General features: G+C 57.8%; 11 protein-coding genes and 2 pseudogenes. 11 read left to right on the top strand and 2 right to left on the bottom strand.

All coding sequences use genetic code 11. The features are described from left to right. Positions 1-6 precede the first annotated feature (6 nt). Positions 7-182, top strand: a pseudogene (locus tag M729_RS1000000137480) (transposase); the annotation flags it as partial. Between the two features lie 72 nt (positions 183-254). On the opposite strand, the gene M729_RS1000000138905 reads toward M729_RS1000000137480, so the two are convergent. Then, on the bottom strand, positions 255-413 hold the full coding sequence (locus M729_RS1000000138905; RefSeq protein WP_198032124.1) for a hypothetical protein: 159 nt from the start codon (positions 411-413) through the stop codon (positions 255-257). Positions 414-602: 189 nt separating this feature from the next. After that, positions 603-767 carry a hypothetical protein gene (locus tag M729_RS1000000138480; protein ID WP_156949319.1) on the bottom strand — a complete coding sequence of 55 codons (165 nt, stop codon included), beginning with the start codon at positions 765-767 and terminating at the stop codon, positions 603-605. A 1,168-nt stretch (positions 768-1,935) separates the two neighbouring features. On the opposite strand from M729_RS1000000138480, the gene M729_RS0121150 reads away from it, so the two are divergent. The 10 genes and pseudogenes from M729_RS0121150 to M729_RS0121100 all read left to right on the top strand — a co-directional run bounded on the left by M729_RS0121150 (position 1,936) and on the right by M729_RS0121100 (position 11,755). Next, positions 1,936-3,216 carry a SidA/IucD/PvdA family monooxygenase gene (locus tag M729_RS0121150; RefSeq protein ID WP_280940187.1) on the top strand — a complete coding sequence of 427 codons (1,281 nt, stop codon included), beginning with the start codon at positions 1,936-1,938 and terminating at the stop codon, positions 3,214-3,216. Between the two features lie 646 nt (positions 3,217-3,862). Continuing rightward, a pseudogene (locus M729_RS1000000139855) lies at positions 3,863-4,641 on the top strand (phytanoyl-CoA dioxygenase family protein). A 326-nt stretch (positions 4,642-4,967) separates the two neighbouring features. Then, positions 4,968-6,275: a class I tRNA ligase family protein gene (locus M729_RS01000000135500; RefSeq protein WP_280940178.1), complete on the top strand. Its 1,308-nt coding sequence runs from the start codon at positions 4,968-4,970 to the stop codon at positions 6,273-6,275. Next, the gene (locus M729_RS1000000139720; protein ID WP_280940186.1) at positions 6,167-6,949 is read left to right on the top strand and encodes a class I tRNA ligase family protein; all 783 of its coding nucleotides are present in this window, start codon (positions 6,167-6,169) and stop codon (positions 6,947-6,949) included. The genes M729_RS01000000135500 and M729_RS1000000139720 overlap by 109 nt, the downstream gene beginning before the upstream one ends. 684 nt (positions 6,950-7,633) lie before the next feature. After that, positions 7,634-8,800 carry a TlpA disulfide reductase family protein gene (locus M729_RS0121130; protein WP_348626674.1) on the top strand — a complete coding sequence of 389 codons (1,167 nt, stop codon included), beginning with the start codon at positions 7,634-7,636 and terminating at the stop codon, positions 8,798-8,800. A gap of 148 nt (positions 8,801-8,948) precedes the next feature. Next, complete coding sequence (locus tag M729_RS0121125) at positions 8,949-9,209, top strand: hypothetical protein (protein WP_027162751.1); 261 nt, start codon at positions 8,949-8,951, stop codon at positions 9,207-9,209. A gap of 378 nt (positions 9,210-9,587) precedes the next feature. After that, the gene (locus M729_RS0121115) at positions 9,588-9,791 is read left to right on the top strand and encodes a CCE_0567 family metalloprotein (RefSeq protein WP_027162749.1); all 204 of its coding nucleotides are present in this window, start codon (positions 9,588-9,590) and stop codon (positions 9,789-9,791) included. Further along, on the top strand, positions 9,788-10,105 hold the full coding sequence (fdxB, locus tag M729_RS0121110; RefSeq protein ID WP_027162748.1) for a ferredoxin III, nif-specific: 318 nt from the start codon (positions 9,788-9,790) through the stop codon (positions 10,103-10,105). Before M729_RS0121115 ends, fdxB begins: the two co-directional genes overlap by 4 nt. Before the next feature lie 33 nt (positions 10,106-10,138). Then, positions 10,139-10,459, top strand: a complete 321-nt coding sequence (locus M729_RS0121105; RefSeq protein ID WP_027162747.1) for an exopolysaccharide production repressor protein — start codon at positions 10,139-10,141, stop codon at positions 10,457-10,459. A 282-nt stretch (positions 10,460-10,741) separates the two neighbouring features. Further along, entirely contained in the window at positions 10,742-11,755 is a 1,014-nt protein-coding gene (locus tag M729_RS0121100) for a 1-aminocyclopropane-1-carboxylate deaminase (protein WP_027162746.1), read from the top strand. The last annotated feature ends 263 nt before the right edge of the window (positions 11,756-12,018 follow it).

Raw genomic sequence — 12,018 nt, 5'->3', positions numbered from 1 at the left:
GTAGCGGCAACGCCCAACATCCCGCCTAAAAGCAATCGGCGCTGGAAGCGTGCTTCAGCAAACGGCTCTACCGTGATCGCAATCTGATCGAGCGCTTCTTCTCCAGGCTGAAACACTTCCGCCGCATCGCCACCCGCTACGACAAGCTCGCCAACAACTTCCTCGCTATGGTCCAGCTCGCCTCAATGCGCCTGTCGCTGCGCGCTTATGAGTCTACGGCCTATGATACTGTTCGCCCACCTGTCAGTAGCCATTTAGCTCTTATGTTTCAGGATTTTATCTACAAATATACCCATAATTACTAGTCCAGCAATTCCGAGAATGGCGAAGCCAAGAGGTAACAACCATCCCCCCGAAACGGAGGACGCTTCTTCAGGAGTCAATTCTGTAACATCATAAGCTGGCATATCCATAAGGTCTCTTTCCTGGCTGGTTGTTCCAATGATAACATTCTGGCAGCTCTAGCTGACAGCAGGGTGAAAGCTTCCCGATATTTTTCGCCGCAGCGGTTCAGCGTAGGGTCGCTATAGTGGCCTCGCATCATTGTGAAGACTGTTTACTGGAGGCGTAAGCTGGTAGAATCGCGTCCCCTGCACATCGTCTTAATGATGCTTCAGATATCTTTCCAGTGCTGCTAAAGCCAGCCCTAACGCACCAATTGCGCCAAATCCTGCCACCGCTCCCCAGAACCACCATCCTCCGGACGTTGCACATGCTTCTTCGCGCGTTAACTCGGTCACACCACAGGCTTGAATATTGGTCTTCATCTTTTCTCCTTTCCTAGAGCTTGAATATCAGGGGTGAAACAATAGCTTCACCGTAGCAGCGTGTGCCGCTGTACAACGAGATCATCAAAGGTCGTGCCAACTGACAGAAAACCCCAAACAGCGTTTATGCATGTTCTTTGACGGCTTAGTTGCGAACGCGGCCGAACATCACCATGTAGCGAATTCGACAAACCCGACAAACCCTACAACAGCCTACCAAAGGTTCGTTCTGATCGTCTGGAGAGGATGCTCTCTTCCGTACATGTGATTGTTCTCCGTAGAGAACAGGCAGATCAGTCAACGATGCTGTCGGCCGGCAGACCGGCGGTCGTCCTTTCATAGACGCCAGAGAGAATGAATCCGTGATGCCGGTCGGCGGCGTGTGGTGCCATGCAAAGAGACGTCAGAGGCATCCCAATCCCACGGGGGGTCTTAGAACCCTGTCAGCAGATTTAACGGCTGCATGGAATGCGCGCACATCACGGCAAAGCATCGCGGATGGCGGACCCGACAACAGGAAACCTACAAGCAGCACTAAGTCCGTCGCGTTGGGTTGGCGATGAGGTCAGGGCCCTTATGTCGGACAGCGGCCGGACGGCCTAAGCAATGAGGTGTCCACTGGGGCGTAATTGCCTGCCGTTACGAACTCGACCGATCGGCCGCTTGGGCCTTGCCCGGCGTACGGTTACCCCTCACTGTCCAATATCGGTCAATTTCCTTGTGGCACGCTAGATGCAGGGGTCCTTCCGAACACATCAAGGATGCGTCCTATGATCAGGCCCACGGAAGAATGCTATCGCCGTATTCGAGACCGCGCCCTCGCGGATCCCCAAGCTGCTCAAACCTCGACGGGAGGGAGCGACTGCGCCCGATTAAAACACGGGATAAGCTTGGAAAGCACCTCGCTGACCGAGACGCGATCATTCGAAGCGGGGAGCGGGCCGTCGATCGCGCCGCCCCACACCTCGCCGACATGAGTGTCAATCTCCCCACTATGCTGGGATCCATGGGCTTCACAGCTGACCACACGAAAGCTTCTAGCAACTCCAGCGGCACGGAGGAGAATGCCCGTGTGGCGCGTAAACCAAGTGGCCGATATTCGCCGCGATCGTCGCCTGATTGGGAAACACCTACACGAACAGAGCGAGTAGAGCTCTCTTGCATTGGAGTGGGTGCCGGGCCGTCCAATTTGAGCCTTGCGTGTCAGATACACGAACAAATGGGGCAAGGGGCCCTGTTCCTGGATCGGCAAGTCGATTTCCGCTGGCACCCAGGTAGCGCATTCGATTCCTCGGAGCTCCAGGTCAGCCACTTCAAGGATCTGGTCACGCTCGTGAATCCGCGATCAGCCTACACTTTCATAAACTACCTGCACGAGAACGGGCGTCTCTACCATTTCCTGAATGCACAGTTCGAGGCCGTGCTCAGAGCTGAGTTCGAGCAATATCTGAGCTGGGCCTTCCAAAGGAACCCGCTTGTTCGCGGCGGCCAGACAGTGCGCGAAATTCGCTTTGACGGCGAGTTTCGGGTGCGCACGGATAACGCGGCTCTCGGCGCCAGAAACGTCGTGATCGGCATTGGCAAGCAGGCGAAAGTTCCGCCTCAGTTTAAGGGGTGGACTGGACGCAACCTGTTCCACTCATCTGAACTACTGCACATCCACCCTGAGGTGCACAAAAAGCGTGTCTGCGTGGTCGGCGGAGGACAGTCGGGAGCCGAGGTGCTGTTGCATCTAGTCGGTCGGCCGGAAGAAGGGCGGCCTGCCTCAATCACTTGGGCCTCGCAACGCGAAAACTACCTGCCCCTCGACGACAGCCCGTTCACAAACGAGTTGTTCATGCCCTGCTTTTCGGATCGTTTTGCGGCTATGAGCGAGTCACACCGCAGGCTGTTCCTGCGGCGTTTTATGCTTGCTTCGGACGGCATTTCGGAAAGCACGTTGCGCGCTGTTTATCGGGCGCTGTACCGCCACGCATTTCTTGAGCCAGACCGATGCGCAATCGCACTGCGGCCGGGCTGCACGGTCTTGCACTGCACCAATGCCGGCGCGGCTCACAGGCTGACCCTGCGGCACGGCATGGACGAATTCGAAGAAGTCACGGCCGACATCGTCATCCTGGCCACCGGTTACGAGAACGCGGTACCAGCCTTCCTGGAACCGATGGCGGACCGGCTGGAAAAGATCGACAATGAACTGGCCATTGGCGACGATTTTTCGGTGAGCTGGGACGGACCGTGTGACAGACGCATCTTCGTACAAAACGCGAGCCTCGGGCAGCGCGGGCTGGCTGATCCGAATCTAAGCCTACTGGCCTGGCGAGCGCGTCGCATCCTCGACAGCCTTCTAGGGCGCGCGCCTCGCGCCGACTCTGAGTATCCCGGCTTCATCAGCCCTACCTCCGTCGACAGCTGGTTCGACCCCGTTGCAGAAATGGGTGGGGGGATATGACCCGCCGACTACGGATCATCGGCGGTGGCATCCAAGGAACGATGTCGGCCTTCGCCGTAGCGAAAGCCGGAGCCTTCTCCGAAATCATCGCAACTGAAATAATTGGACTCAGCTGCCCATCTCATTACTCCGCGGGCCAGCATTTCCCTTCGGCCGCAAAGACCTTAGCAGGTCGCTCGCTCGAAAATGCGCAGTGGCCCTGGTGGCCATTGCTGGGTCGACGCTCAGCGGAGGGTACCGGCCCGTGTCAGTGAGCCTCGTGGCTCATCGTTGGAGCTCATGTCGCGCATGTGCCGGCCCTGATCGCCCAGCCTCAATGGGACCGTGTCGCAGAAACTTGTGTGGGGCAGGGCTTGCGCTGGGTCAGACTGCACGAAAGGTCGCCGACCGAGCAGTCGCATCATCAACAGCATGGTCGGCCGCGTACCCTTCACACGTACTGCCCGGCAGATGTTTACAAGCCTCGACGATCTCTCCAGTGAGGAGGGACAACAAAGCCCAGCAACATACCCGGAGCGGAACGTGCTTAGCGCCGCCGTCGAGATGCCGTGGAGTACCGTCTGCATCGATGCACAGCCTGACTCGCCCGCCCGACTGCCACAACCGGGATGTTAGACCACCGTCCTACCAACAGGAGGCTTTTCGCATGTTGACTGATGCACAAAGAGAAAAGTGGCAGAAGGACGGCTATGTCAGGCTCGAAAGGTTTTTCGATGCCGTGGCTGTGGAACGCATTTCCAGCTTTGTTGAAGACGTATCATGCTGGGAGGTCAGCGATGACAAATGGCTCATGTGGTTCGAGAAGACGACGGATAATCGAAAGATCACCTCGAAGGCCGAGAATATTCTCGACTTCCATGATCCATTGCGTCATCTGCTACTGGACGATCAGCGCATAGAGGCTGCGGTCGAGGAGCTGCTCGATGAACGGTCGCGCAGGCTCAAGGAGTGCTGATTTTCCACTATCCCGACAGCGGCGGCTATCGCCCGCATCAGGATATCTATCACATTCCACACGGACTGCCCGACCGGATGGTCCATGCGGTTGTTGCGGTAGGCATCGACGACTCCGACCCGGGCAACGGCGGGCTTTTCTTCAGCCCCGGCAACCACAAGAAGGGGATATTTCCCATGGATGCCGGTGGCGTGATTGATCCTGAGGTCGCCGAAACATTCTCCTGGGAACCCGTAATATGGAAGGCTGGCGACATCTTCATCTTCGACGATTACGCACCGCATTACTCGCAACCGAACAAAAGCAACCGTTCGCGGCGGACGCTCTACTTGGTCTTCCAGCGTGCTTCAACCGGTGGACCGACCCGCGCCGAATATAATGTGCTTAAGCGCGCCGTTAATCCGCCAGAGGGCAAAGTAGCCGATCTAGACAATCTCAAGCCGCCAAACGGCATTTTCTATCGCAATTGAACTCTAGCAGCTAGGCGAGGCATGCACAGGCAACTGATCGGCTGCTCAAAATGCGGAGAGCATTGCGTTTTTGATTGTGGGCTGCTGGAGCAGCGCCGCAGCCGTCACGAGGCTTTGGCACGACGATTGTGGGCTGGTCGCCGGGCGGTCTTCCGTGACGCCTAAAGCCGTACTGGCGTGCCCGTCTTGGCCCGCCTGGGGGCTAGAGTTGGGTTTTTCTGGCGGGAGCGTCAACGGGTCCGGGCTGCCGCCTCTCTTCGTGACTTGCGGCAGAGGCTTTGCGTTGGCGGCCGAAGATATCATAGCTTGAATAGCTGAGGTTCGTTATGCGCAAATCCACGTTTTCTCGAACGGAACTATCGCGGGCGTTCGGTATTGACGTGGCCACGCTTGGAACGGGAAGCGCGGGCACCGGATTTTCATTTGGCAAGGTGGCACCGGGCGTCACATCCGAGCCCCATCGGCACGACGAAATCGAGGCTTTCGTAGTCCTGTCTGGCGCGGGCAAGGTCAGGACCGACCTAGGGGAAATCTCGATCAAAGCCGGCGACGTAGTTCTGTTCGATCCATTTGAAGCCCATGTACTACACAACGATGGGGACGAAGATCTAAATTTCGTGGATGTCTTCTGGCGTGACGGCAAGGCCGCCCTCGATGCCGCTGCACAGGTCGCGGCTCCCGGCCGGCCGATCTTCGTCTTCTCCGCGCCGCCAACGCCTAATGGCGATCTGCATCTGGGACATCTTTCTGGTCCTTATTTGGGTGCCGATGTCTACACGCGTTTCCTGCGCATGAATGGGGCCGAGGCCTATCATTTGACTGGGAGCGACGATTACCAAAGCTACGTTGTGACGCGTGCCGATGCCGATCAATCGACGCCCGCAAAGGTGGCTCGCCACTACGCGCACGAGGTTCGCACCACGCTTGGTCTTCTTGACTGCGAGATCCACAGCTTCCTACACACGATGGGTGATGCCGCTTATGGCGAATTTCAAGTCGCGTGTTTCCGAAGTCTTCTGAGGAGCACGGCCGTAGATGTGAGCGAGAGCCCTGCGCTGTTTGACGCCGTGACAGGCGATTACCTTTACGAACCGGATGTTAGCGGCCTCTGTCCCGATTGCGGCGCCTCCGCCGGTGGCAACATCTGCGAGGACTGCGGCGCGCCGAACCTATGCCACGACCTGGGTGCAGTCCGGTCGCGGCACTCGGCCGAGGCGCCGCTGGTCGGCTTCGTGCGCCGCCCTGAACTGGATCTGGAACGGTGCTATGTCAATATAGACCGGCATTTAAGGGCGTCGGGCGCCCCCGTTCGGATCCTGGACCTGTTCGCGCGTCTACGCCAACGCGCCGACCTTTCCGTGCCCCTTACCCACCCCTCGAACTGGGGCCTGCCGGCCGAAGGGCTCCGTGGGCAGGTGATCTGGGCTTGGCCGGAGATGGCTTTCGGATTCCTTTACAACATCCAGGCGCTAGGTCGCATGCTTGGGCGCGACTGGATGCGTCGATGCCCAGCAACGACTGGCAGATTGTCCATTTCTTCGGTTTCGACAATTCCTTCTACCACGCTCTACTCTACCCCGCTGTTTATGCCGAGGTGTTCTCCCACTGGACGCCGCGGGTCCGGTATCACGTGAATGAGTTCTACCTGCTCGATGGCCAGAAGTTCTCGACCAGCCGTCGCCATGCGGTCTGGGGCAGGGAGGTTCTGGGTCCAAGGACAGTCGACGTCGTGCGCCTTCATTTGGGCCTGACACGCCCGGAAGGTGAGCGGACGAACTTCACGCTGGACGCGCTACGTCGCACCGAGAATGAGGTGTTTCACGGGATCTGGCTGAATTGGCTTGATGCGCTGCACCGGGAAATCAAGCAGGACTTTGGCGGCTGTGCGCCCGACGCAGGCGACTGGGCTCCCACAGATCGCGCTTTCTTTGCTCGGATAGAGAACCATCGCGCAGCGATGGAACGCGCCTATTCCGACGCTGGCTTCTCGGTCCGTCGCGCTGCTGTGCAGGCCTGCGATTTCGTGCGCGATTGCTTAATCTATGGTCAGGCGCAAGACTATGCAGCGGCGCGAAATCTCTATCCCGCCCGCACCCGGACTTCCCTCGCGCTTCAGACAACAGCCGCTGCTATCCTTGCGCATACACTCGCACCACTGATGCCCCGATTTGCCAGCACGCTAGCGCGAGGCATCGATGGCGTCTCAACCGAAATATGGCCCACTTCCGTGCGGCGACTTGCGCCAGGGACGATCTTTGATCTCGGACCCCTGCTCGCGTTCTATGCCAAGTCAGGCAATCCTAAATGACCGGCGGGCGATGAGCTACTCGAACCTCGAGCGGATGTCGCGACAATCAAAGTCGATGAAGACAACGTCTTTACTCGCTGCTGCTGGCGCCCGAAGGCCGCTACTTAACTCTTGAGACCAGATTGGCCAACTGAACCACCGAATCATTGACGCCGAGCTTCCATTCCTTACTGCTGCAAATGCCGGCGTGGGCTCTGCGCTGAGCAACCCGCTCCGGCCTTGGGGGATTGCCGTCCGAGTGCCGGTCAAATCCGCCATCGGTCGAGGCAACTTCTGTTATGAAAATAATGGAGGTGCATGCGGCATCCGGCGTCTAGCGAAACAGCATACGCACCATCCGGCCGCTCGCACTCGATACGCCGGGCCTTATCGACCCGGCGCTGTGAGGGCTCTTCGCTGTTCTAAGCGAATTACGCACCAGAGATGCGTGTCCAAAACCTGACAGCCGGCAGAAAACATGTCGGGATCGAAACAACCGTCCTCTTGGCTCTGTTCGACTTATCGAAGCCGATAAAGCGTTTGCAGCGTGCTAGGCGCGCTGGCACGGCCTTTGCTCATTGAGGGGCGGCGATGGTGGGTGACCCGCATGAGACACCCAACAGGAGTGATGGCCTCCCGTGTGTTCCGTTCCTGAGGGTAGAGCCAGATCGCTTATGGACGCCAACGAGGTCCGGGAAAACGCTTATGGAGAACAGCATGGTGTTGCGTATTGAGTCCCCGGCTCCTGCGATCAAAGTCAACGACTGGCTCCGTGGGAAGCCCCTCGCGAACTTTCAGCCAGGCAAGGTGTACCTTGTTGAGTTTTGGGCGACCGGGTGCGGACCTTGTGTGGCGGCGATGCCCCACCTGATGCAGCTACAGGATAAATATCAAAATAGCGGATTTGAGGTCATCGGAGTCGCAGCTAGCGAAGATGGCCCGACCACGGAGGAGACGCGGACGAGCTTGGATGCTTGGCTGGTTCAGAGATTCCCAAATTTAAATTATCGGATTGCCTTCGATTACACAGGCGAAATGAACAGGCTTTGGATGAAGGCGAGTTCTTCTCTCGGGATTCCTGCCTCGTTCCTGGTGGACCGCGACGGCCGCATCGCATTCATCGGCCACCCGGCGGAACTCGATGATGTTTTACCGAAAGTCGTAGACGGCAGCTGGCGCGGCAGCGATGAAGCGAAAGCCGCCGATAAAGGGCGGATCGTTAGGAACGAGCGCACAGCGCGCGAACTGGCGCTGACCGAACCAATTTATGCCAAGCTCCAGCCGGCGATGCAGGCGCAGGATTGGAAGGCGGCACTCTCGGCCCTCGAAGAAGGCCTCGCTTTAATGCCAGACAATCACGGGTTCCGGCATACTCATGCGGATCTTCTGCTTCACAAGATACGCGACTTGGAGACCGGCTTGCCAGTTATGCGCCAACTAGTCGACGACGCTATCGACAAGAAGTTTGAGGCCGTGTCCTGGATGGTAATGGCCCTGAAGCAACTCTTCGATTCCTCGACGAACAACTCCCATCTTCCCCGTGCTGAGCGCTTCGCGATGGGCAAAGAGCTGTCTGAACAAATCTTGGCACTGAGTCCTCCAGAAAACGACGGCCCCCTTAAATTCGTTTGGTACGTTCCAGTCGCTGAGTACCATTATGAGTGTGGCAACAAGGTTCGCGCGATTGAGCTGATCGAGGTTGCGCTGAAATCGCTCGACCTTCCGGAGCCCATGCCGGACCACATCAAACAGTACTACCTTACGCCCTTGCTCCAAGCCTTGGCCAACTACACGGGTGAGAAGGCCTCTTACGCGGATCTCTGCGTGGTTCCACAAACTAAGGCTCCGGAAATTCAAACCGCAGCCGCCTGATGAGCAAAGATCACAACGGAATACGTGGAATTGAACTTGGTCGATTTTCCGCGGCGGCGCCGGCAGGAAGTATGCCCCAAGCATTAGAGGCGGGATCGTTTGCTGCAAATAAAGGCTCAGACATTAGTGACCAACAAGCGGACAAGGCGTGGAAGAGAAGTTCGAGCGGTTTTGCCACGTGTTTGAAGGCATCTCAGTCCAGGACGTGTTCGAGATCGGCCATGAAGACCTCAATTACCCTAAAAAGGGTCCCCCACGCGAGCCGCCGGTTGCGCAGGTGTGCCCGAACTCGGCGTACCCGAAAGCAGAAATCCTCCGTTGCGGACGAGGACTGGAATTTGAGGAAACGAAATTTCTCACGGCGCCTGGCCTGCCGTCAACAACGAGCGCCTTGCCCTTGTTGGAGTAATTCTGGAGGTTTTCCGATGCTCAGGATTCCCAGGGCTCATGCAAAGGAAATCGGGGACCGAGCTGCTGGCCGGCTTCATCATTCACGGAACTGCGCCGCAAGTCCGATCATTCGCAATCCGGATCCGGATGTGGAGGCACTATGTTTTCAGGCCAGCGGAGATAGCGATCGAGGAGAGCTCAGGTGTGATGAAACTAACATTGAAAGTTTCTGGGCCTCTGGCTCGTGCTTTTCGCGGACGGCAGTTGTTCGTTCTGTCGAGGCGTCCGCCGGTTGGCATTTCCGGGAAGTCGCGGGCGGAACCAAACTGGTCGATGATGCGACTGCAGCTATTGTAATGTCGCGCGGGCGTGAAAGACTGATTTTCGAGGAAGGATCATGTCGAACTTGGATGAGATGGTGAAGAAGGTCCGAAAGCTTCAACTGCGCGCAGCAATTGCTAAGACGAACCTGCGCGACCTGGCCGAAGGTCTTCCGGTAAAATGGACTGAGATAGAGGAAGTGGCCGAGAAGGCGCACGCCGTCTATGCGGAGCTGCACGGTGCCAGGAGAGAGCTCACGAAAATGAAGAGTTTACAGTGAGAAGCGCATTCATCACCCGCGACGGCTCTAAATGGATGCCGGAATATCTGACGACCATAAATGGCAAGATCTGTATCGGCTGCGGGCGCTGTTTCAAGGTCTGTTCTCGGGAGGTCATGCACCTTTACGGCGTAGATGACACGGGTGAAATTCTCGGCGCCTGCGACGACGGTGACGATGATTTCGATGGTGAGCTCAATCGCATGATCATGGTGGTGGACCATGCCGGCCGATGCATTGGCTGCGGAGCCTGCGGCCGTGTCTGCCCAAAGAACTGCCAGACTCATGTCGCGGCCGACCAGATCTCGGCCTGAGCTGCACGATTGACGAGAAATCAGGAGAACGGCATGCGCTTAATCATCTTTTGTCGGCTGCTGGGGATGGTCCTGTGCGGCAACGCTGTGACGGTTTACTTCGCGTCGGATTCCATCCGTCTGGCCGTCTTCACGACGCTGGCCCTTTGGCTGGTTCTCCAGGTGGCCTATTTCGCGAGCATTCTATTTCTAATCTGGCGGTCCAGCGGCGTTGGCGGCGAGCAAACGGCTGAGCTTTTCGGTCGCTCCCAGAAAGCTCGATTCCCGTCGCCGGATAATGATGAGGTTAGGAATGAACATTCAGATCTGCGCCAGCGCAATCAAATGCTCGGCATAGCGCTGCTCCTCCCTTGAAGCGCCGTTGGCAATATGAAGCACAGCTTCCTCCAGATTCGGCGCACCATAATGAGTTGATCACTGCGTGAGACGATCGGATGCGACCGCGTTCTGGTGGTCGTACTGCCATCGAACGCGGTTTCGCCCATTCTTTCGCGGGCACCAGCACCCGGGTTCGTCTCGACGGCTAACGAAGCGCCGGAAAGCATCAACAGTGGCGCTCTTTTGGAAAAGCAGCCCCTCTTGGAAGCGCTCGTGAACCGCTAGTTTCAGGGCGATCACTTTACCACTGGAGAAAACATGCTGAAAAGGTTCGCACGCTACCCGCTCACCTTCGGACACACCCCCGTCGAGAAGCTCGACCGGCTCGGCAAGCATCTGGGCGGCAAGGTGGAAATCTACGCCAAGCGCGAGGACTGCAACTCTGGTCTCGCATGCGGCGGAAACAAGCTGCGTAAGCTTGAATACATCATCCCCGATGCGATCGCATCAGATGCCGACACGCTCGTCACCGTCGGCGGCGTGCAGTCCAACCACACCCGGATGGTGGCAGCGGTCGCTGCCAAAATCGGCATGAAATGCCTCCTGGTTCAGGAGAGCTGGGTTCCACATGACGATGCCGTCTACGACCGGGTCGGCAATATTCTCTTGAGCCGCATCATGGGGGCAGAGGTTCGCCTGGTCGACGAGGGCTTTGACATCGGCATCCGCCAAAGTTGGGAAAAAGCTCTCTCTGATGTCAACGCAAGGGGCGGCAGACCTTATGCGATACCAGCCGGGGCTTCTGTCCACAAATACGGCGGCCTCGGCTATGTCGGGTTCGCCCAGGAGGTGCGCGCTCAGGAGAAACAGCTTGGGTTTGCCTTCGACTACATTGTCGTTTGCACGGTTACCGGTTCAACGCATGCCGGCATGCTCGTCGGGTTCGCCGCGGACGGTCGACAGCCCAACGTGATTGGTATCGATGCCTCCGCCACTCCCGCCAAGACAAAGGCGCAGGTGCTTGGCATTGCGCAACATACAGCGATGCTCGTCGAACTCGAAACGGAACCTGCTGAAGATGACGTAGTGTTACTCGAGGAGTACGCGTATCCGCGTTATGGCATTCCATCCGAAGAAACGAAGGAAGCAATCCGGCTGTGCGCTCGGCTCGAGGGCATGATTACGGATCCCGTCTATGAGGGCAAATCGATGCAAGGGATGATCGACCTGGTGAAGAGAGGCTTCTTTCCAGCGGGGTCTAAGATCCTCTACGCGCATCTTGGTGGCGCGCCTGCGATCAACGGGTACGGTTACGCCTTCCGCAATGGCTGACGCGCGACATACGCTACGCCATGCTGCCCTGTGGGCGATATGAACCAACTGGAATTCCATTTTGCTAAGGTGGGAGCGTTCAGGACGGTGGGAGCAGCGGTACCCGATAAAGCGCGCATAGACAGCTCCGGGCTTTCGATCGACGCCGGGAAACAGCTGCCGCAAAGCGCGGCGTCCGCCGGCCCTGTTTCCAACCCCCATTGTCGATGCCGGAATGCGGAGCCGGCGCTTGACCGACTTCACACAGACGTCGTCGGGTCGAT

Origin of the sequence: Mesorhizobium sp. WSM1293 (assembly GCF_000513875.1) — a bacterium.
Lineage (GTDB): Bacteria > Pseudomonadota > Alphaproteobacteria > Rhizobiales > Rhizobiaceae > Mesorhizobium > Mesorhizobium ciceri.
This window is presented reverse-complemented; position numbering and strand designations above follow the sequence as displayed.